Here is a 22532-nt window from a genome sequence, read left to right on the forward strand (position 1 = left end):
GGCCGGTCCTGTGCAAACAGGGCCGGGTTCCATCTCTTCTCCACCATGCATTTTCTTTCAGAACGATGACATCGTTCTCGAGACGCATTGCATGGCAGACTCGCGGAGGATTGCCCTCATGTTCTGGTTCATGCAGAGAATTGCCATTTCCCTGGCGCTGCTCTGGGTCGTCACCAGCCTCGTCTTCCTTTCAATCTATATGGTTCCCGGCGACCCGGCAGAGCTTCTTCTCTCCGGCGACGGCATGACACCCGACCCGGCATCGATCGCCCAGCTTCGCAGCGAGCTTGGCCTCGATCGTCCAATTGCCTCCCAATATGCCGATCGCCTTGCTGGCCTTCTCCGCTTCGATCTCGGAAACTCCATGATCGACGGCTCGCCGATAGGCCCGGAAATCGCCAAACGGCTACCCCGTACGCTGGAACTGGTTGCCGCAGCCGCACTCATAAGCCTTATAATCGGTATTCCGACAGGTGTCGCGGCAGGCTTGAGGCAAGGCAGCAGGTTTGACCGCATATCGAATTTCATCGCCGGTTTTGCCCAAGGCATACCCGTTTTCGTCGCAGGCACCATTATCATCCTGCTTTTCGCCCAGATATGGAAGCTCGTTCCGGCCGGAGGATATGTCAACTTCAGCGACGACCCGGTCAAACACCTGATCCTGCTTGCGATGCCGGCCTTTGCCATCGCGCTTGGTCTTGCGGCGATCGTCGTTCGCATTGCCCGTGCCTCGGTGCTGGACGTTCTGCCGCTGGATTATGTTCGTACGGCGCGTGCAAAAGGTCTGCCGCAAAGACGGATTGTGGTCCGTCATGTTCTTCGCAACGCGCTGATGCCAGTCATCACAGTTTTCGCCCTTAATCTCGGCGGCCTGTTTGGCGGCACGGTTCTGGTCGAATATGTTTTCAATTGGCCGGGGCTCTCCGGAATGCTGGTCAGCGCCGTCAATTCTCGTGATTATCCGAGCGTGACCGCCGTCATCCTTGTTATTTCAGCTCTCTTCATCACGCTCAATCTCATCGTCGATATTGTGTACGGCATCACCGATCCAAGGGTCCGCAAATGACACGCTCACTTCGTCTCATCTGGCCGGTGCTGTTCGCATTCGTCGCGGTTGCCTGTCTGCTGGCCCCTCTCCTTCCACTATCGGATCCGTTGAAGATGAACATGGGGCAGCGCTTTGCTGCACCTTCCGGCAGCTTTCCACTGGGTCAGGACGAGATGGGCCGCGATATTCTGTCTCGCATGCTGTTTGGTATCCGCATCTCGCTTTTCATCGCTCTGTCGACGTCACTCCTATCGGGCGTCATCGGTACGGCGCTCGGCATATTCGGTGGTTACATGCGCGGCATCTCCGAAATCTTCACGCTCCGGGCTATGGATATCGTTCTTTGCTTCCCGCCGCTTCTGCTGGCTATGCTTGCCGTCACGCTTTACGGCCCCGGCCCGATGACGCTGATCCCTGTTCTGGCTGCGGTCTTTGTTCCAGGCTTCACACGTGTGGCCTATGCCAGTGTCTTGACGGTCCGCTCTCAGGACTATGTGGAGGCCGTGCGGGCCATGGGCGCCAGCAACGGCCGGATCATGGTGAAGACCATTCTACCGAACATCGTAGGCCCGCTTCTGGTCCAGGCCAGCTTCGTCACCGCCGCTGCCGTCGTCCTTGAATCGGGGCTCTCTTTTCTCGGACTGGGTGTCGTCCCGCCCTCTCCCTCGCTTGGCCTGATGATCGGAACAGGTCGCGCGGCGATCGTCCACCAACCCATGCTGCTCGTCTGGCCATGCTTGGCACTGGTGATGATGATCCTGATCCTGAACGGCGTGTGCGATCTCCTGCGAGACTGGCTAGATCCACGCTCCGCAGCAGCATTGGGCGGCGTTGGCAAGACGGGTGCATAAGGAAAAGGTATTATGACCGAAGCAACGCCTCATCCTGTCCTTTCCATCCGGGACCTGAAAATCTCCTTCCTGCGCGATGGCAAGTTCAACGCCATCGTCCGCGACCTCAACCTCGACATTCATGCCGGCGAAACCCTTGCGATCGTCGGCGAGAGCGGCTCTGGCAAAAGCGTTTCGGCGCTCTCGGTCATGCAGCTTCTGCCGCAAAATGCGAGCAGGATCGAGGGTTCCATCAAGTTGAAGGGAGAGGAGCTGATCGGCACCTCGCCGTCTCGGATGCGCGAGCTTCGCGGCAACCAGATTGCAATGATCTTTCAGGAGCCTATGACGAGCCTCAACCCCGTGCTGACGGTGGGTGAGCAGATCGCGGAACCGTTGATCGCCCACCGCGGCATCTCCAAAAAGGAGGCGCGGACAGAAACACTCAAGCTGATGGAAAAGGTACGCATTCCGTCCGCGGCCAGGCGCATCGATGATTATCCGCATCAATTTTCAGGCGGTATGCGCCAGCGCGTCATGATCGCGATCGCCTTGGCCTGCCGCCCGGCACTTCTGATCGCCGACGAGCCAACGACCGCTCTAGACGTCACGATTCAGGCGCAAATCCTCGACCTCATCAAAACCCTTCAAGAAGAGGAAGGCACTGCCGTCCTGTTCATCACGCATGATATGGGAGTGGTCGCTGAAATCGCCGATCGGACCATGGTACTGTATCGTGGCGATCAGATCGAAACAGGCGCGACGACCGACGTCTTCGCCGCACCGAAGCGGCCCTATACACGGGCACTGCTGTCCGCTGTCCCTCAACTGGGCTCAGCCGGCGGAGGCGGTCCACGCCCTTTCCCAGTCATAGACATGGAAACCGGTCACGCACTCCCAGTTCCTCCCCGACAGGACACCGTCGATATGTCAGGCATACCGCTTCTGGAGGTAGAGAAGCTGTCCGGCCGTTTCGAAATTCGCTCCCCCTATACACGCAGGGTGCAGGCGCGTATTCACGCGGTTGAAAATGTCAGCTTTTCTCTGGCTCGTGGCGAGACCTTGGCTATCGTCGGAGAGTCGGGTTGCGGAAAATCGACCACTGGACGCCTGCTGGCTGGACTGAACAATCCGCAATCAGGCTCAATTCGGATCAATGGCAATGACGTGAAGTCATTCCATAGGGCCGATCTGTCACGACAAGTACAGATGATTTTCCAGGATCCGTTCGCCAGCCTCAATCCCAGGCTGACGGTTGAGAATGCCATAGCGGAACCGCTTCTCATTCATGGGCTGGACACCGTGCGGAATGCACGTCAGCGTGCCCGCGATCTGCTTGCCGACGTTGGTCTATCGGCTGATATGGCTAAGCGCTATCCGCATGAGTTTTCCGGGGGACAGCGCCAACGCATCTGCATCGCCCGCGCATTGGCCTTGGAGCCTAGCCTTATCATTGCAGACGAAGCCGTTTCGGCACTCGATGTTTCCGTCAAGGCACAGGTCGTCAACCTTATGCTGGATTTGCAGGAAAAGCTGAAGCTCGGCTTTCTGTTCATTTCCCACGACATGGCGGTGGTCGAGCGTATCAGTCATCGCGTGGCGGTAATGTATTTGGGAGAAATCGTCGAGACCGGACCACGCGAAGCTGTGTTTTCCAACCCGCAACATCCTTATACCCAGCGCCTGCTATCAGCTGTTCCTCTCCCAGACCCCTCCCGAAGGAAAATGCGCCATAAACTGCCTGTCGGGGAACTCCGCAGCCCCGTTCGGGACAAGAATTTCAGCCCTCCTGCACGCAGTTATCGGGAGGTTTCTCCCGGACATGTCGTCCAGGTCTGGTCGGAAGACTGGTTCTGAGGTTGGACAAGATCGCGCTGCCAATCTCATTCGTAGGTGTACTCGAACGAATATTGAATACTGTCTTCAGCCGACCCAAAGGCCAATCTATATCAGCCTGCAGGAGCACTTCACTTTTCAAGCCATCTGCCGCTTATTCAATAATCCGATCGCGCCCCCAACCTGCTTCTCAGCTCCCATTTTGTCTTAGAGCCAGTTCAGCGCCTTTGCTGCCTGGATGGCTTCGGACCGCCGATTACAATCGAGCTTACGGAAAAGGTTGCCCAAGTGGAACTTCACAGTCACTTCGGAAATGTTCAGCGTCTGGGCGATCTTCTTGTTCGACATACCACTGGCCAGCAGTTGCAGCATCTGTGCCTCTCGCTGTGAAAGCCCGCCCTGCAACGCACGCGCCTTGGGCGAATTTACCGAGTCTGCAAAAATGGTCAGCGCAGTACGGACATCGGAAGACGTCTCGATGAAACTACGGATGCGGCGATTATTCAAAAGCGGTGCCAGGAATAGACGCTCCTCAGACAAGACGCCTCGGCAGCCAAGCCGGGTCGCCGATTCGAGGGCTGTCAGGATATGCGCACGCGCAGACACGTTGTCGCGGCGCTGATGAGCGGCATAGCTCTGCCAGATCTTGAGGGCCACCTTCTCGCGGTTTGTCACTTTGGGATTTGCGATCATCGCATCAATCTGCCGAGACAGATAGGCTCGCGGCGTAGAAAGATGCACCGCATCGCGCAGCCATGCCATCACGTAAGCGATCTCATCGCGGCGCGCCAGCCGCGAAAGATCCTCATGTGCGCTTTCAACCCAGTTGCGCCCCATGGGCATGCGAATGGCCGAAAGCGTCGCCGCAGCATCGGCCCATCGGTTGGCGTTCTGGTACGCGATGGCCGTCCTGATCTCCATCATCGCATGGAACTGAAGACCTTCCGACAGATGGATCCAAAGACCGTCAAGAAAGCCGGGCCGCACCGTCATCGGGAAATGGTCGATCAGCACCTGCGACGCATAGAATAACGCAAACTGCATAAGGCTCGGCCAGATTTCCGCCGCGGCGAAATCCTCGAATTCCTGCTCGACGAAGTGCAGCAGGTCGCGAGGCTTCCCCGCTTCGTAGGCAAGGCAGGCCTCTGCAAGCCGCAGCATGCGGAACTCCTGCGCCGCATCATGCGGCACCTGCTCCAGCTGCGCCCTCGCTTCCTGCGCTGCCCGGCGCGCCAGAAGAACATCCCCGCTCATCAGCCGCAAGACGATCTGATGGAGATGGATGAAGAATTCAAGCAGGGGCTGCCCCCCCATTTTGCCAAAGTAAATGAGGGCGCGTGCGGCTGCAGCTTCTGCCTCGCGGAAGTTGCGGCGGCGAATCTCGAACTCCAGCAGGGCATTATAATAGGCGGCCCGTTGCCGGTAGTTGTCCAGCGGGTAATCCGCCATGAACTCCCCGAACCGTGCAATCATCGCGTCATTCGGGGTCAGATCCTCGGCAATCATCAGGTTCAGCCGGAATGTTTGGGCAGCAAAGGAAAAGCGGGAGTCCCGCGCCAACACTTTCAATGGATCGAGATAGTCAGATCCAAGGCTCTTGCTGACCAAATGCCGCACACGCTGCAACTCGCCCTGTTTGAGCAAAGCGCGGGTGACGGCAAAAAGAACAGTCTCGTTCGTCGCAATCATATCCTGCGAGAACCGCATGATGATCTCGCGAAACCTGTCAATGCTGCTGCGATAGATCAGTTCACGCCCATGCGCGCGCTCAAGGATTTGCGCGGCCTGTGTCTCGTAACCGCGGTCAAGCAGCATCGCCATGGCCGCAAGCGAATTGCTCGCTCTTTCAAAAGCCGTAGCCACCTCCATCACCGCGCTGCCGGCCTTCAAGGTATCAAGACGCTCCCTGGCAGCCCGGGTTAAACGGTGTATGAGTAAGGGGTGATCCTCGGGATGTCGCGTCAGAAAGGGTGGCAGCAGCTCCGCCCATTCCGCCTTGAGTTCTGCAGAAGGACTTTCCAGCCAGAAGCAAAGCTCAACCGTTTGCGACGGGGAAAGATGCGACAGATAGTTTTCTCGCAGATAGTCCACGCACAACGCTTCGTCCGGTTGCTGGGCAAGAGGCAGGAAAGCAGGCCAGCCGGCATAATCGTCAAGCGCTGCGCGCCGCTGCTCTGGTGGGAGGTATTCGGCCTCCTCTTTCCCCAGGCTGAGATCATCCGGGCCAATAGTGACCGAGCGGAGATGCAGGATTTGCCGCGCCAGCCCACTGATCCGTTGCTCGGGACGACAGGCTATGACCAGGAAACGCAGATCCTCAAGAGGTCCAGCGGGCATACGCACTGCCCGCGCGGAGACTGGAACGTCCCACAAAAGGCAGCCCCTCGCCACATCATCGCCTCGCGGTTGAAGTGAACGGCATACAGGTGCGTCGAATTGTGTCGCCAGCATTTCCAACAGGATGCTCTTACCGGCTCCTGCGGGCGCTCGCAGAAAAACCACACCGGCGCTCTCGCTGGTGATGCGACGACATAATTGGGTTCGCGGCAGTAGCATGACGATCAGCAAATAAATCACCGCGCGACAAAAACCTATACCTTTCTTTAAAAAAACTATACCTTTTGCAGATTGCTCAAACTGGTTGTCGATGAAAACTTGTGCGCGGGAAAACGATGCACAAGGAACTTTCCATCGATGCAGCAACATCCGCTGATGGCCATTTTGAACAGGCTCGGCACCTTCGTGCTGGTCATGGTCGCATTGTCCATCATGATTTTCGGCCTGGCGCGCGTGGTGCCCGGTGATCCGGCCAGAATGGCGCTGGGTCCCGCGGCAACGCAGGATCAGGTCGATGCGCTCCGCGCACAGATGGGTCTCGATAAACCGCTAACCGTTCAATATCTCGACTATATCGGCAACGCCCTTCGGGGAGATCTGGGGTTCTCGCTCGTGTCGCAACGCCCCGTCACCACCGATCTCGCACAGACGGTTCCCGCCACAGTCGAACTGGTGTTGGTCTCCGTCATCTTCATGTTTCTCGTTGCCATCCCGCTTGGCGTTATCACCGCACACTATCGTAACCGTCCGCTTGACCACATCGGTCGCATCCTCTCGCTCACCGGCGTGACGATCCCGAGCTTTCTGTTCGCCATCACGCTGCAGTTATTGGCTGCGCGCTTTCTTTCAGGCTGGCCGATCATCGGCAGGATCGATCACGCGCTCGGCTGGCAGGGTGGAGCAACCGGATTCATTTTGATCGACGGCCTTCTGGCTGGACGCCTGGATGTTGTCCTCGATGCGCTCAAGCATCTGGCGCTGCCGGCCTTTGCACTTTCCATGGCCGGTATCGGCCAAATCACCCGCATTACCCGCTCCTCGATGATCGAGAACCAGCGCAAGGACCATGTCCTGACCCTTCAAAGCTTCGGCGTGCCGGAGAGAGTGATCATTTTTCGCTATCTCTTGAAGCTCTCCTCTATCGCTCCTCTGACGATCATGGGGCTGGAGTTCGCTTCCCTTATCGGCAATGCCTTCGTCATCGAGATGGTCTTCGCCTGGGGCGGCTTCGCATCCTACGGTTTGAACGCCATCCTTCAAAAAGATCTCAATGCCGTGACGGCCGTCGTCCTCGTCGCCGGACTGTTCTTCATCGTCGCAAACCTGATCGTGGATGTCCTGATCTCGATGATCGACCCGCGCCTGCGCCGCAAGGAGGCTCGTTGATGGCCGACATGAATATGCTTGAACCAACAGATCGCGGCTTCAGTGCCGGTTACATGATGTGGTATCGCTTCAGCCGCAATCCGGCGGCGGTCATTGGCTCGCTGATCTTGTTGTCGGTCTTGGTGCTGGCGGTTTTCGCGCCTTGGCTCACACCCTATCCGAAACACATCGGCGCGGTCGTCGATTTCCGCGCGCGGCACATGCCCCCCGATCTGCAACATTGGTTCGGTACCGACAAAGCCGGACGAGACATCTTCTCCCGTACGATTTTCGGGCTCAGAGTCTCGTTGCTGCTGGTCATCGGCGTGCTGGGCGTCTCGGTGCCCGTCGGCACGGTGCTCGGCCTCATCGCCGGTTACTTCGGCGGCTGGACGGAAAAACTCATCACTGGGCTGACGAATGTCATGCTGGCCATGCCGCCTCTCGTCATGGCACTCGCCGTGTCCAACCTGTTGGAACCGACGCTGATGAATGCCATGATCGCCATCACGCTGCTCTGGTGGACGTGGCATGCGCGACTGATCTATTCGGTGTCGAAGTCTATCGCATCAGAGGATTATATCGAGGCTGCACGTCTTGCCGGCGCCGGCCCGATGCACATTCTCTTTCGAGAAATCCTGCCCAACTGCGTCTCCGTCATTTCCGTCAAAACCACGCTGGATGCCGCCTTTGTCATCCTGTTCGGCGCGACGCTCAGCTTCCTCGGTTTCGGCGTCAAGCCTCCGACCCCTGACCTCGGATCGATGGTGGCCGACGGGCGCCAGTTCATGCCTGACTTCTGGTGGGAGGTGCTTTGCCCTGGTGCGGCCGTGCTTTACGTGACGCTGGGCTTCAATCTGCTAGGCGACGGCCTGCGTGACATGTTCGACGTGGAAAGCTAACGCCATGACTGAACCACTTCTCAAGGTCGAAAACCTCAACGTCACATTCACCAATTATGGCCGCACGCGTCAGGTGCTGCGCAATGTCGGCTTCACGGTCGCGGCGGGCGAACGCGTAGCGCTGATTGGCGAAACCGGATCCGGCAAATCCGTCACCGCCAAAGCGATCATTGGCACCTTGCCGAAAAACGCCGCAATCGCCTCCGGCGCTATTGCGATCAATGGCCGCGACGTCTTGTCCATGCCGCGCCGCGAGCGCGAAGCGCTTAAGGGTACAGCCTTCTCGCTGATCATGCAGGACCCGCTATCCTCCTTTAATCCGGTCTTCAAGATCGGCACGCATCTGGACGATGTCATGCGTTTTGCCGACAGGCGAAACGGCATCGCGTCATCGAGATCGGAGCGCCGTACCCGAATTGCCGCGGTGCTTCGTCGCGTGCAGTTGGGTGATACAGAGCGGGTGATGAACGCCTATCCATCGGAGTTGTCGGGCGGCATGCGCCAGCGTGTGCTGATCGGTCTTGCCCTGCTGCATCAGCCAAAACTCTTGATCGCGGATGAACCCGGCACGGCGCTCGACGTCACCACACAGGATGAGATTCTCAACCTCATCAATCAACTGGTCGCCGAAGAGAACATGGCGCTGTTGATGATCACTCACAATCTGGGGGTGGTGCGCAAAGTGGCGGACAGGGTCGTGGTGATGCACCATGGCGACATTGTCGAAACCGGTCCATGCACGCAAATCCTGCAGAGCCCCGCGCAAGATTATACGCGCTCTTTGCTGGCCGCCGTACCACCTCTTTACGGTTCACGCGTCACAAGCCGGGCGCAAAGCATGCGCCCGCCCATCGTGACGATAGAAGGGCTGAACAAGATTTACGGTCGGCGCAACGGCTACCACGCCGTTCGCGATGTGAATATGACGCTGAGGGAAGGCGAGATCTTTGGTCTTGCGGGCGAATCCGGTTCCGGCAAAACGTCCGTTGCCCGCATGATCATGGGTCTTTCGCGCCCGACATCGGGCAGTCTGATCATCAATGCTCCAGCGCCCAAACGCGGCAAGCGTCTGACGCAAATCGTTTATCAAAATCCTGGCACGTCGCTCAATCCGAAACGAACCGTCAAGCAAACGCTTGCCCTGCCGCTCAAGTCGATCGGCATGGACGGGCAGATGCGTGAGGACCGTATGCAGGAGTTGATGGGGCTTGTGCGGCTGCCGCAATCCTATCTCGGAAAGTATCCGCACGAGCTTTCCGGCGGCCAGAAACAGCGGGTTGCGATAGCCCGTGCGCTTGCCGCGGATCCAAAGATCCTGATCCTCGACGAGCCGACAGCGGCACTTGATGTTTCGGTGCAAAAGACCGTCATCGACCTTCTGCTTCAGCTTCGCGAGGAACTTGGCCTCACCTACATGATGATTTCCCACGACCTTTCGCTGATGCGCAATTTCTGCTCGCGGATCGCCATCATGCTGCGCGGTGAGATCGTCGAAGACGGCGTGACATCGGACGTCTTTGCCGCGCCCGTTCACCCGTACACACGCGCCCTGATCGCAGCCATTCCCGTCGTCACCGACGAAGAGGAACGGCTTAAACCCACCGTGACTGAAGAAGAGCGCATGCGCTTTCTCGTCAAAACGACCGATTGATGGAAGAGGAGCCTAACGTGTATCGCGTTGGAATTGACGTCGGCGGCACAAACACCGATGCCGTTGTGTTACAGGACAAAACGGTCCTGGCGGGGGTCAAAGCCTCCACCACCGAGGATGTGACATCCGGTGTCATCGAAGCCCTTGAAAAGGTCATCGAGGCGTCCGAGATCGACCGGCAGCAGATCAGCGCCGTGATGATCGGCACAACGCATTTCACCAACGCGGTGATTGAGCGCCGCCACATGGACGAGGTTGCCGCCATTCGCATTGGCCTGCCTTCCGGTGCCGGCTTGCCGCCCATGGTCGACTGGCCTGACGATCTTCGCGAAATCGTCGGCAACCACGGCTATCAGGTGCGCGGTGGCTATGAATTCGATGGCCGTGAGATATCGCCCCTCGACGAAGACGAGGTCGTCCGCATTGCCGCGGATATTCGGACAAAGGGTCTGAAGGCCGCCGCCGTGACCTGCGTGTTCAGTGGCATCAACGACACCATGGAACTGCGAACGAAGGAAATCTTGCGACAGCGTTGCCCGGGCCTGCCTGTGGTCATGTCCAAGGATATTGGCAGGCACGGCCTGCTTCCCCGCGAAAGCGCTGCCATCATGAATGCCAGCCTGTTATCGCTCGCTGACCGCACCGTCGCCGCGTTCGGCGAGGCGCTGAAAGCCGCGGGAATACCCTGCCCGTTCTACATCACTCAAAACGACGGTACGTTGATGGCCGCAGATGCGGTGCGTGGCTTCCCCGTGCTGACCTTTGCGTCCGGACCCACGAACTCCATGCGGGGCGCCGCCTTCCTCACCGGCTTGAAGGATGCCGTTGTGGTGGATGTCGGTGGCACCACCTCCGATGTCGGCTCGCTCTCCCACGGTTTTCCTCGCCAGGCCTCGACAACCGTCGATATCGGCGGTGTGCGAACCAATTTTCGCATGCCGGATGTCTTTTCCATCGGCCTTGGTGGCGGATCGCTTGTAACGAATGGCGATCATGGCTTGAGCGTCGGCCCGAAATCGGTGGGCTATCGCGTTCGTCGCGAAGCGCTTTGTTTCGGGGGCTCGACACTGACCGCGACCGATATCGCCGTTGCGGCTGGCAAAGCGGAGGTGGGGGAGAAGGCACTGGTCTCCAACCTCGACCAGAAGCTGGTGGATTCGGCGGTCAAGAAGATCAACGACATGCTGGAAGCCTGTGTCGAGCGCAGCCGCATTTCGTCCTCGCCCGTGCCGGTCATCGCCGTTGGCGGTGGTTCCATCCTGATGCCCGATCGTATCGGCGATCTGGAGGTTATTCGGCCCGAGAATTTTGCCGTGGCAAATGCCGTCGGTGCCGCAATCGCACAGGTTAGCGGCGAGACGGATCGGGTCTTCTCACTGATCGATGGACGCACGCGAGAAAGCGCACTGGCCGAGGCCGAAGCGGAGGCGCGCGACAAAGCAATTATGGCTGGCGCGATTGCCGAAACGCTGGAAGTCATCGAGCGCGACGACATGCCTCTTGCCTACCTGCCCGGCAATGCCACGCGCATTCATGTGAAAGTCGTTGGAGAAATGGGAGCCAATCATGGGTGAGACACGCAAGCTGAAATATGACGACGCGGCATTGCGTACGCTGACCCGGGAAGACCTCAACGCACTGGAGATCGGTGCTGGCATCCTTGGCACCGGTGGCGGCGGCAATCCTTATCTCGGCAAGCTTTTGGCGCTGGAAGCCATGAAAGCAGGATACGAGATGAAGATCCTTGCAACCGACGCCATCGAGCCAGACGCGCTTTGCATGTCTATTGGCGGCATAGGTGCACCCGTCGTCGGCGTCGAGCGCATTCGCGAAGGCCGGGAGGGCCTGCGCTGCCTGCGGGCCATGGAAGACCTGATCCGCACCCCGGTCGATGCCATTGTCTGCGAGGAAATTGGCGGTTCCAACTCCATGAACCCGCTGGTGACGGCGGCACTTGGCGGCCTGCCGATCCTTGATTGCGACGGCATGGGCCGAGCCTTCCCCGAAATGCAGATGACCACCTTTTCCATCTACGGCCATAGTTCGACGCCGTCGGTGATGTGCGATCTGCACGGCAACGCCGTGATCTTCAGCCATGCGGTTTCTGAAGTGTGGCACGAGCGCATGGCGCGCGCCTGCGTCGTCTCGCAGGGCGGTGGCGCGATGCTGGCGACGGCGCCGATGCAAGCGCATTACGTCCACCAGTACGGGATTCCAAAAACCTACACCAAGGCGATTGCCATTGGTGAGGCGGTGATCCGCGCTCGCAAGCAGCAGGAAGACCCGATTGCCGCGGTCTGCGCGCTGGAAGGCGGGCGACGTATTTTCAATGGCAAGATTACCGATCTGAAGCGTCATCTACGCGGCGGCTTCGCCGTCGGCGATCTGACCCTCTCCGGCTTCGATGATTGCGCCGGTCAGACTGCGGGCGTCGCAATTCAGAACGAGTTTCTGCTGTTCAGCCGCGATGGCAAGGTAGAGGTCACGGTACCAGACCTGATCGTCCTGCTCGATGTCGACACGGGTTACCCGATCACCACCGAAGTTCTGCGCTATGGTCAGCGAGTGGCCGTCATCGCCATTCCTTGCCATGACCTGTTGCGCAGCGCCCGAGCGCTTGAAGTCGTAGGGCCTGCGGCTTTCGGTTACCCCGACATTCCTTTCTCACCGCTGCCCGTTCCGGTCAGTAAGGCTGCCTAACCATAAGTGGGGCCAATGCCCCACAATAAAGAGGAGAACGACAATGAAAATGCCTGTAATTTCTTCCCGTCTCGCCGCGCTGGCGCTCGGCACATCGCTTGCTCTGCCGCTCGCATCTTCCTCAGTCCTTGCGGAAGACAAGGTATCGGTCGCAGTCAACACGATGCAGATCTTCAGTTCACTCGACCCGGCAAAGGTCACGGACTACACCGGCTACATGGCCATTGTGAACATGTATGACGGCCTGACGACGGTCAATCCAAAAGGCGAGATCGTACCGCATCTGGCGAAATCCTGGGACATCTCGCCGGATGGACTGACCTACACCTTCCATCTGCGAGACGATGCGAAATTCCAGGACGGCACGCCGGTCAAGGCGACCGATCTCGTCTGGTCGATCCAGCGCCTTCTCGGCATCAACAAGGGCCCATCCAACCTGATCGTCGGCGTTCTGAAGCCGGAAAACGTGACAGCGCCGGATAACGCCACTCTGGTGATGAAGATCGAACGCCAGTTCTCCCCCTTCATGGCCGCGACACCTTTGATGATGGCACTGAACAAGACGCTGATCGAAGCCAACGCCAAGCCGGAAGACAAGTGGGGCGAGGCCTATGTTGGCGAACATTCCGCCGGCTCCGGTCCTTACAAGCTCGTCAGCTACAATCGCTCAGCTGATATGGTGATCGCTCGCAATGCCGACTATTTCCTTGGCTGGACCAAGGGCAAGCCGATCGACGAAGTGCGCTTTGTGCAGACAAGTGACGATGCCACCGTCAAGGCGCTTGCGGAGAAGGGCGAACTTGGCCTTTCGTCACATGGTCTCGGCAACGACACTTATGAAGCCATCGGCCGTATGAAGGGTTACAAACTCATTCAGACCCGCACCGCAGGCGGCTTCGTCATCAAGCTGAACACGAAGGTCTACCCGACCGATGACATCCACGTTCGCCGCGCCATTGCTTATGCGACCGATTACAAGACGATCCAGGAAGTGATCTATCCGGGCTTCGACATGCAAGGCCCACTCTCCGATGCTTTCAAGGATGCGCATAACGGAGATATCAAGCCCGGCGTCTACGATCTGGAAAAGGCGAAGGAAGAACTGGCCAAATCGAAATATGCCGGCCAAAAGATCACGCTGGTCAACAGCTACGTCGCCTCGCTAGCCTTCGAGGCGGAAGTGGCTCTGCTTCTACAGTCGAGCCTGGAGCAGATCGGCATTACGCTCGATATCAAACCAGAGCCATGGAACCGCATTGTCGAACTTTCCTCAAAGGTCGAAACGACGCCTGCTTCCACACAGGTGAACATTTCGCCGACATACCCCTCGCCAGATTCGATGTTCTACAACCAGTATTACTCGAAAGCGTCGGGCACATGGATGTCGATGGAATGGCTACAGAATGCAGAGATCGATAGTCTCATCGACAAGGCGCGCGCAACCACGGACGTCAACGAGCAGAACGCGGCCTATAAGGAACTGCAGACAAAGATTGTCGATCTTCAACCGGATGTCTGGGCCGTTTCGCCCAACCGCCGCTATGCGGCGAACAAATGCCTGCAAGGTTACCAGTTCATCCCCATGCAGAGTTGGGATCTGAACTTCTCCAATTTCCATTGGGACTGCAAGGCGGAGTAATGTCCGCCTCATAAACCAGCCCCGCCTCACGGCGGGGTTGGCAAGACCCGGAACTTCAAAGGAAAGGCGCATTGCATGCGGCTGGAACGGCCGACGCATGCCCGAGGATGACGCATGATTGAGGAATTTTCCGAAGACGATATCGAACCTTTGGCCACAGGTGCCTGGATTTTAGGAACCGGCGGCGGAGGCAATCCCTATATCTCGACGCTCAATCTGCGCCGTCTCTACGCAGAAGGCCGAAAGGTGAATGTCATGGACCCCATGGCATTGGCCGATGACGATATGGTTGCCGTCGTCTCCAAAATGGGTGCCCCACTGGTCGGTCAGGAACGATTGGTGGATCCGGTGCATCTTGCGCGTGCCGTCGAGGTCATGGAAGATTACATAGGCAAGCCATTCCGGGCGATCATGAGCGTGGAGATCGGCGGATCGAATGCGCTTTCGTCCTTTCTCGCTGCCGCCATGCTCGACCGACCGGTCGTTAATGCTGACGCGATGGGTCGCGCCTATCCCGAAGCACAGATGACATCTTTCGCGATAGGCAATCTTCCCATGTTCCCGCTGTCGCTGGTCGACGTGCGAGACAATGAGGTGATCGTGACGCGCGCAGCCTCCTGGAAATGGATGGAGCGCATCTCGCGCAAGGTCTGTACGGAAGTCGGCTCTACAGCCGCGACCTGCAAGGCACCTCGCACCGGCAAGGAAGTGAAGGAGTGGGGCATCCACTACACGGTTACCAAGGCGACCAAATTGGGACGCGCGGTGATGGAAGCGCGTTCGCGCCATGACGATCCGGTTCAGGCGGTTCTTGAGCATGAGGGTGGCAAGCAGCTTTTCCGCGGCAAGGTGGTGGATGTCGCCCGCGAAACCACCGGCGGTTTCCTCCGAGGCAGCACGACCATTGAAGGCATCGACGCAGATAAAGGGTCGCGCATGGAGCTTGCCTTCCAGAATGAGTGGGCTGTCGCCTTCCGCGACGGTCACCCGGTCGGCATGACGCCGGACCTGCTTTGCCTTCTCGATACGGTTTCAGGCAGCGCCATAGGAACGGAGTCCGTGCGTTACGGGCAGAGGGTCACCGTGGTGGCCCTGCCCGCGCCGGAACTTCTGACGACGCCTGCCGGCATCGCCGCCGTTGGACCACGCGCCTTCGGTTATGACATTGACTTCAGATCGGTATTCCCATGAAACGCATCGGTATTGACGTTGGCGGCACCAATACGGATGCCGTTCTGATCGATGGCGACGCGATTGTCGCCGCCATTAAAGTTCCAACAACGCAGGACGTTCTGTCCGGTGTCAAATCGGCGCTCAGCCATGTGGCAGGCCAAATCGGCGCAGCGGATCGTCCGATCGACGCTGTGATGATTGGAACCACTCACTTCACCAATGCCGTGGTGGAGCGCGCCAGGCTGGAGCGTATCGCGGCCATTCGCATCGCTTTGCCGACCGGGTCTTCCCTACCGCCCATGTGCGACTGGCCGAAAGACTTGTATGACGCCGTCAATCCTCTGATTTTCATGGTTCACGGCGGCCATGAATATGACGGCAGTCCGCTGGTGCCGATGATCCCGGACGAGATCCGCGAAGTCGCGATGAAAATCCGGGACGCGGGGATCACCTCCATCGCCATTTCCGCGACCTTTTCTCCGTTAACGACCGAATGCGAGGTTCGCGCAGCGGACATCGTTCGTTCCGTTATTCCCGATGCGGGGATTACGCTGTCTCACACGCTTGGACGCATCGGGCTTCTCGAGCGGGAAAACGTCGCGCTCTTGAATGCCGCCCTGCAAACGCTCGGCAAGACAACCGTCCAGGCCTTCTCGGACGCACTGCGAGAGGCCGGCGTGAAGGCGCCGTTCTACCTGACCCAGAATGACGGAACCGTGGCGCTGGCAGATGTGGCTGCGGCGAACCCGGTCCACAGTTTCGCGTCCGGGCCGACCAACTCCATGCGCGGCGCAGCCTTTCTGACTGGGCTTTCCGACGCGATGGTGGTGGATGTCGGCGGCACCACGTCCGATATCGGCTGCCTTGTCGGCGGCTTCCCACGCGAAGCCAACAACATCGTTCACATAGGCGGGGTGCGCACACTCTTCCGCATGCCCGACCTTCTGCCTATCGCGCTTGGCGGGGGCACCATCGTCGACCCCCGGACTGGCAAAATCGGCCCCCGATCGGTTGGTTATCGCATCCTCATGGAAGCGCGTGTTTTTGGCGGCGACACCTTGACGACCTCCGACATTGCCGTGGCCGCAGGACTGATCGAAATGGGCGACCGGGATCGCGTCAGAAATCTCGACCCCGTTTTTGTCCAGGCAACGCTTCAAAATATCCGGGACATGGTCGCCGATGGCTTTGACCAGATGAAGACGTCCGCGGACGAGGTACCCCTTATAGCCGTTGGCGGTGGCGCCTTCCTCATCCCGGAAAGGGTTCCGGGGGCGTCTGAGGTTCTGCGCGTAGAAAATGCGGGCGTGGCCAACGCCCTGGGCGCAGCGATGGCACAAGTCTCCGGGGAAGTCGATCGTGTGTTCTCCGGGCTTAGCCGTGACCAGGCCCTTGAACAGGCAGAGATCGAGGCGCAAAGCGCTGCAATCGCATCCGGTGCGGAGAAGACAAGCCTCAAGACGCTGGAAGTCGAGGATATTCCGATCGCCTATCTGCCAGGTGGCGCACGACGGGTGCGCGTGCGCGTCATCGGCGATATCTCTTTCACTGAAGACTGAAATGCTTCCGACAGGCGGATCACAGAGGACTAAGCATATGACGAAGATCGCACTGGCCATTCACGGCGGTTGCGGCGTTATGCCCGAAAGCAGCATGACGGCAGCGGAATGGGCTGCCGCACGCGACGATCTGGCAGCCGCCCTTCGCGCCGGGTACGGCGTTTTAAAGGAGGGGGGAAGCGCGGTTGAAGCCGTTGAGGCGGCTGTTGTCGTCATGGAAGACAGCCCGCATTTCAACGCCGGGCATGGCGCGGCACTGAACGAAAACTGCATTCACGAACTGGATGCCTCGATCATGGATGGGGCAACGCTGGCGGCGGGCGCGATCAGTGCATCGCGTGCCATTCGCAATCCTGTCAAGGCAGCGCGCGCGCTGATGACAGATGAGCGCGCCGTATATCTCACGGGAGAGGCCGCCGACCGCTTTGCTGAGGAAAAAAGCCTCGCGACCGAACATCAATCCTATTTCACCACGCAAAAACGCCTAGAGGCGCTGGCAGCGATGAAGCGTCACGCAGCCTCGGGTACGGAGGCGACGGAAAGCGAAAAGCACGGAACCGTCGGTGCGGTGGCGCTCGATGCGGCGGGCCACCTGGCCGCGGCCACCTCGACAGGTGGCTATACCAATAAGCCGGATGGCCGGGTTGGTGATAGTCCAGTCATCGGCGCTGGCACCTATGCACGCGATGGAGCCTGCGCTGTTTCCGGCACCGGCAAAGGCGAGTTCTTCATTCGTTATGTCGTCGGCCACGAGATCGCGTCCCGCGTTGCCTATCTCGGGCAGGATCTGGAAACCGCAGCCGGAAACCTCGTACACCGGGACCTAGCCCCCTATGATATCGGAGCCGGCCTAGTCGCCATAGATGCGGAGGGCGCCATTGCCGCTCCGTACAATACACCAGGCATGTTCCGCGGTTGGGTTACGGTCTCTGGAGAGGCGTTTGTAGCCACTCATGATGAAGCCTATGCCATCAAACTATAAGCCCTGGATTCTGTAACAACCAGAGGGGACTCCGGCTTCGGAACCCCACCTGTCCATATTCCATATCAAGGGGTCCGGAGTAACGGAGGCAAGCCCGCAGCTGCCGAAACGAGAAAGCGGTATCTAGGCGAGCGCATCAAGCCACCTGCTGAGACTGCCCTCTCCGCGGGCTGCACGCTTCGGACGAAGACCCTCTCATAGATGGGGACATGTCTATCGTCCACGGCGAGTTAAGGGTGCAGCAACATCCCGTCTGAGTTGGCGTTGGGTATAGATCGCCCTACGTCACGCTTTTCCAAATCATCGGTGTTCTGATGGAGCCTACAGCGACGGATGTTATCCGGTTGCTGTCGACCCGAAATTTCGTAGGCTTCGCCACCCTCTTGCAATTTCTACAGCGCCCGCAAACCGATCATGGTCTTCGGCTTCAACCGATCCATTGGGCGAAAATATCGCAGCATCGTTTCGCACAGCCTCCATATCGATGCCGCTTAGTTCCGCAAGACCGACCGCCGTTAATTCGTGAACGGTCGGCACGCGGATCGTTCGGCCGCTGGCGGCAGCCAGGAAGCTGGAGAAATATCGGCTGTGCGACAGGCCGCCATCGATCGAGATCGTGTGTCCGATTGGTGCGATTACCTGCACTGCTTCGATCAATCGGACCGTCAGCAAAGCAATACCTTCAAGCAATGCGCGCACCATATCGCGTCGCTCCGTGCCATGGTCCATGCCGATGAAGAGTGGCACAGCCTGTCTGTCCCAGTAAGGCGCTGCAAGGCCCGACAGTGCGGGCACAAACACAAGACCCCGACGAACAGCCGATGGCCCCTCGAAACCATCGAGCTCGGAATGGTCGACATAGAGGCCTAGCTTTCGCGCCCATTCGAGCGTGGCTCCGGCATCATAAACTCCGCCCTCAATGGCAAAAACGGTAGAAGCATCTTGCTTCTGCCAGCCAATGGTAGGAACAAGTTCTTCCACCGAAGGCCGATGGTCGCCAGCAACGGCCAGCAGGAAAGCGCCGGTGCCAAAGGTTATCTTACAATCTCCCAGCTGACGGCAGCCGTGCCCGTAAAGCGCTGCCTGCTGATCGACAATAGAGACCCGCACAGGCGTTCCCTCAATCGCACCGAAACCGCTATCAACACTGCCGATTGCGGGTAGGCAGTCGAGTGGAACCCCGTGTAGCGCGCAGAGTTTCGCGCTCCAGGCTCCAGTAGCCAGATCGAGTAGTCCGGTGCGCGAGGCCGTTGCCACGTCCGTACGGAAGCAGCCCGCCAGCCGATCCAGAAAAAAGGCGTCGGTGGTCCCGAGCCGAAGTCGTCCTGCGGCTTTCGCTTGAGCCACCCGCGAGTTGTTCTTGAGCAGCCACGATAGTTTGCTCGCCGAAAAATAGGGGTCAAGTGGCAACCCACAGATCTGTCTCGATAGCTCCACAGCCGACTGCGGGAAAGCGGACAGTTCTGGCGCAGTGCGGGCATCCTGCCAAACGATCACCGGAGACAGCGCTTCGCCGGTCTTGGCATCCCAGGCAAGGCAACTTTCACCTTGGTTGGCAATCGCTATCGCATCGACCGACCCCGCCGCAGCCAGCACCGCACCTATATTATGTAACAATTCTTCCGGATCATGCTCCACATGGCCAGGAGCCGGATAGGATTGTGTATGGCGCAAGCTTGAGACGACCTCTACCCTTCCGTCGTCGCTTATCACGAGGCATCTGGTCGATGTCGTTCCCTGATCAATCGCGGCAATGCGCATCAATTCGCCTCCAGAAAGTGAAAAGCAATCGCGCTTGCTTCATCCGCGTTACGGGGCATCGGCACGAGCACGCGGCGTTCCGGCAGCCACAGGCCGCTCTTGCTCCACACTTCCGTTTCATCAAGGTAAAGCGAAAGCCGCCCTTGAACGCGCCTGGAGAAGCGGAGCTGAAAATCGTGGAAAACCGCTTTGTCTATTTCCAGCCGCCTCACCATGGCAGGCACGGCGAGCTTGATCGGTTCAGCAAAAGTAACCGTTACAGCACGCGCGTCACATGGTTCGCGGGCAAGATCATCCGCGACGGCGGCGCCCACGCGGCGCCCCTCCCGAAAAGACCAGCCGGCCGTTTCCACGGCCCTCAACACGTTTCCGCCAGCGAAATAGATCGGGTTGGCCGTCCGTCCATCCTGATCGATCACAGGGCCCGCGCTGCCTGCTGCTACCGCCACTGAGGATGTGTCCAAAAGCGCTGCGTCCGGTATGAACTGCCCGGTGAGGAGCACGCCATCGCATTTGACCGTCATGATACGGCCATCTGACAGACGGATGTCAGCCTCCTCCACGCGCCCGCGCCCACGGATGTCCTCAAGCTTTGCTTTGCAAAGGAAAGGCACGCCAGCCAATCGTGGAAACCAACGGAAGAGCGACGGCGCCAGCGGCTGCGTCTCCGTTTCGATCATCGCGACAGGCCGTGCGCCGTGTGTCAGACAGGTGAGGAGCGCCGAAAAGGAAACCAGTTCCGAACCGATGATGAGCGGGCGACGAAAGGGCATGATGCTGTGAAAGGCGACGTAGGATTGCAGGGTGCCGGTGCTCACCACGCCAACTGGCCGGTCACCCGGTAAAAGCCGCGCTGACCGCGGTTTCTCACGCGCGCCCGTCGCCAGGATGACGCGCCGGGCCTTTAACCTTTCGACGCCGCTCGCCGACGTCACCAGCAGAGTAGCGTCCTGTCCCAGTTCCACCACCGAATGTCCGGTTCTGACATCAACGCCCGCGTCCTCCGCCTGCCGCTGTAGACGCCGCGCATAGGCCGGACCGGAATAGATACGGCCGAATTCGCGCATACCGAAAGGCGAATGTCCGCAATGACGGGGTGCGCCCCCTAGAGCCGGCTCACGCTCAAGTATCATCACGCGCGAGACGCCACGTTGTTTCAGCTTCAGCGCCGCCGCGACACCGGCCGGACCACCGCCAACGACAATGACATCAGCGTCCGCATCGTTTTTCAGTTGCTGCGGAGGAGGTTCCTGTGCACTCATCGGCCGTCTCCGGGAGGAACTGCAAGAGGCACAGCCAGACGGTCGCCCGTCATCGCGGCCAACCGGGCATTGCAGTAAAAGCCCTGACACCGCCCCATGCCCGCGCGAGTGCGCCGTCGCAGCCCCCCGAAATCACCGGGCGGAATGGGGCTGGCAAAAGTCGCTTCGATCTCGCGGCGGGTCACAAGCTCGCAATGGCAGATGATTTCACCATGATCGGCGCGTTGCCAGTCCCGTTCGCAGGTCTCGGTGATGTTGGGCATCGTCACATCAGGCACAGCGGCTGGAGGCTCAAAATGCGTACCGAAACTCTCGTGAAGCGACAGAGCATGCTGCGCGAGACCGAGCGCCGCACTGAGTCCCGTGGATCGGACGCCACCGAGCGTGATCGCACGGCGGTCCGGCCGAGCGGAAATCCGGTAATGCTTCATTTCCGATGCGGGACGCAGCCCCGCGTAGACAGCGGTCACGGAGACGGAGGCGAGCGCGGGAATAATCGCGGTGCCACGTGCGAGCAGCGCTTCAAGCGCCGCCGTTTCTACCGTTGCACGCTCGCGGTCATCCTGCTCTTCCGCCGTCGGGCCGATGAGGACGTTACCGAATGCGGTTGGACACACAACGACACCCTTGGTAATTTCGGTGGGAACAGGCAGGATGATACGCGGAACGTGGCGGCGGGCGGCCTTGTCCAGAACGACGAATTGTCCTTTCCGGGGCTTGATCGTGAAGTCGGGGACAAGACCAAGTCGGGCATCGACGATATCGCCGTACAACCCCGCCGCGTTAACGACGCTTGCAGCCAGGATCGCACCCGCCGTCGTCTCTATCCGCCACTTGCCGTCAAACTCGCCAGATAGCACTTCAGCGTTGCGCACCAGTTGCGTGCCAAGAGCAACCGCCTGCGTGAGATAAGCAAGCGGGGCTGACCAGGGATCGATGACATGTTCACCGGGAACTTCGAGCGCTGCGATAAGATGGTCGGACAAGCCGGGTGTGGTACCTCTGGCCTGCCGGGCCGTGACCAGACGGAGTTCGCCAATGCCGTTGCGTTGGCCCTGTCCAGCAATCTGCTCCAGGCTTTCAGCTTCACCGGCACTCCAGGCACAAACCAGGGCGCCGGTTTCTACCAGGCTAAGACCCATCTGGCCGTGGATGGACAGATATTCCGCCCTGCCCGCTTTCACCAGGTCCAGCTCCAGACTTCCCTCTGGGGCATCGAAGCCAGTATGGAGGATGGCACTATTGGCCTTCGATGCCCCGGAAAGGATATCGGGGCCCTTCTCGATGACCACAACCTTCGCACCCGCAAGCGCGAAACGGCGTGCGACCGCGCAGCCGACCACGCCCGCACCGATGATGGCAATGTCGTAGGTTGTGGAGGGGCTGGGGTCCATGGGATTACCTTTGTTTCGTCGTCCGAAAGCGACATCAATCGACGCGACAGATCGTGCCGGTGCTTTTACCGGCCCGGGTCTACGCTTGAGATT

General features: G+C 59.2%; 16 protein-coding genes. 12 read left to right on the forward strand and 4 right to left on the reverse strand.

All coding sequences use genetic code 11. The annotated features are described in order from the left end of the window. The first annotated feature begins 91 nt into the window (after positions 1-91). The 3 genes from QE408_RS00475 to QE408_RS00485 are packed head-to-tail and all read left to right on the forward strand — an operon-like array spanning position 92 to position 3735. Complete coding sequence (locus tag QE408_RS00475) at positions 92-1066, forward strand: ABC transporter permease (RefSeq protein WP_306927571.1); 975 nt, start codon at positions 92-94, stop codon at positions 1064-1066. Further along, a complete protein-coding gene (locus tag QE408_RS00480; protein ID WP_306927574.1) occupies positions 1063-1899 on the forward strand; it encodes an ABC transporter permease in 837 nt (278 codons plus the stop codon). The genes QE408_RS00475 and QE408_RS00480 overlap by 4 nt, the downstream gene beginning before the upstream one ends. Positions 1900-1911: 12 nt before the next feature. Continuing rightward, positions 1912-3735: an ABC transporter ATP-binding protein gene (locus QE408_RS00485; RefSeq protein ID WP_306927575.1), complete on the forward strand. Its 1824-nt coding sequence runs from the start codon at positions 1912-1914 to the stop codon at positions 3733-3735. A gap of 186 nt (positions 3736-3921) precedes the next feature. Here QE408_RS00485 and QE408_RS00490 read toward each other — a convergent pair whose 3' ends face one another. After that, positions 3922-6270: a helix-turn-helix transcriptional regulator gene (locus tag QE408_RS00490; RefSeq protein WP_306930133.1), complete on the reverse strand. Its 2349-nt coding sequence runs from the start codon at positions 6268-6270 to the stop codon at positions 3922-3924. Positions 6271-6408: 138 nt separating this feature from the next. Here QE408_RS00490 and QE408_RS00495 point away from each other — a divergent pair, with 138 nt between their 5' ends. From QE408_RS00495 to QE408_RS00535, 9 genes are all read left to right on the forward strand, one after another. Next, on the forward strand, positions 6409-7437 hold the full coding sequence (locus QE408_RS00495; RefSeq protein ID WP_306927578.1) for an ABC transporter permease: 1029 nt from the start codon (positions 6409-6411) through the stop codon (positions 7435-7437). Beyond that, positions 7437-8318, forward strand: a complete 882-nt coding sequence (locus tag QE408_RS00500; RefSeq protein ID WP_306927579.1) for an ABC transporter permease — start codon at positions 7437-7439, stop codon at positions 8316-8318. The genes QE408_RS00495 and QE408_RS00500 overlap by 1 nt, the downstream gene beginning before the upstream one ends. Positions 8319-8322: 4 nt before the next feature. Beyond that, entirely contained in the window at positions 8323-9969 is a 1647-nt protein-coding gene (locus QE408_RS00505) for an ATP-binding cassette domain-containing protein (RefSeq protein WP_306927580.1), read from the forward strand. Between the two features lie 17 nt (positions 9970-9986). After that, complete coding sequence (locus QE408_RS00510; protein WP_306927581.1) at positions 9987-11543, forward strand: hydantoinase/oxoprolinase family protein; 1557 nt, start codon at positions 9987-9989, stop codon at positions 11541-11543. Beyond that, complete coding sequence (locus QE408_RS00515; protein ID WP_306927584.1) at positions 11536-12669, forward strand: DUF917 domain-containing protein; 1134 nt, start codon at positions 11536-11538, stop codon at positions 12667-12669. The genes QE408_RS00510 and QE408_RS00515 overlap by 8 nt, the downstream gene beginning before the upstream one ends. A gap of 43 nt (positions 12670-12712) precedes the next feature. Beyond that, positions 12713-14308 (forward strand): ABC transporter substrate-binding protein, encoded by a 1596-nt coding sequence (locus tag QE408_RS00520; protein WP_306927585.1) that lies wholly within the window; start codon positions 12713-12715, stop codon positions 14306-14308. Between the two features lie 114 nt (positions 14309-14422). Further along, positions 14423-15499, forward strand: coding sequence for a DUF917 domain-containing protein (locus QE408_RS00525; RefSeq protein WP_306927587.1), 1077 nt, complete (start codon positions 14423-14425; stop codon positions 15497-15499). Further along, positions 15496-17040, forward strand: a complete 1545-nt coding sequence (locus QE408_RS00530) for a hydantoinase/oxoprolinase family protein (RefSeq protein WP_306927588.1) — start codon at positions 15496-15498, stop codon at positions 17038-17040. The genes QE408_RS00525 and QE408_RS00530 overlap by 4 nt, the downstream gene beginning before the upstream one ends. Positions 17041-17077: 37 nt before the next feature. After that, a complete protein-coding gene (locus QE408_RS00535; protein WP_306927590.1) occupies positions 17078-18022 on the forward strand; it encodes an isoaspartyl peptidase/L-asparaginase family protein in 945 nt (314 codons plus the stop codon). Positions 18023-18358: 336 nt separating this feature from the next. Here QE408_RS00535 and QE408_RS00540 read toward each other — a convergent pair whose 3' ends face one another. From QE408_RS00540 to QE408_RS00550, 3 genes are read right to left on the reverse strand one after another with little or no spacing between them, the layout of a single operon-like run. Next, positions 18359-19783, reverse strand: a complete 1425-nt coding sequence (locus QE408_RS00540) for an FGGY family carbohydrate kinase (RefSeq protein WP_306927592.1) — start codon at positions 19781-19783, stop codon at positions 18359-18361. Next, positions 19783-21045 carry an NAD(P)/FAD-dependent oxidoreductase gene (locus tag QE408_RS00545; protein WP_306927594.1) on the reverse strand — a complete coding sequence of 421 codons (1263 nt, stop codon included), beginning with the start codon at positions 21043-21045 and terminating at the stop codon, positions 19783-19785. The genes QE408_RS00540 and QE408_RS00545 overlap by 1 nt, the downstream gene beginning before the upstream one ends. Then, positions 21042-22439, reverse strand: a complete 1398-nt coding sequence (locus QE408_RS00550; RefSeq protein ID WP_306927596.1) for an NAD(P)/FAD-dependent oxidoreductase — start codon at positions 22437-22439, stop codon at positions 21042-21044. The genes QE408_RS00545 and QE408_RS00550 overlap by 4 nt, the downstream gene beginning before the upstream one ends. Between the last annotated feature and the right edge of the window lie 93 nt (positions 22440-22532).

Origin of the sequence: Agrobacterium larrymoorei (assembly GCF_030819275.1) — a bacterium.
GTDB classification, from domain to species: domain Bacteria; phylum Pseudomonadota; class Alphaproteobacteria; order Rhizobiales; family Rhizobiaceae; genus Agrobacterium; species Agrobacterium larrymoorei_B.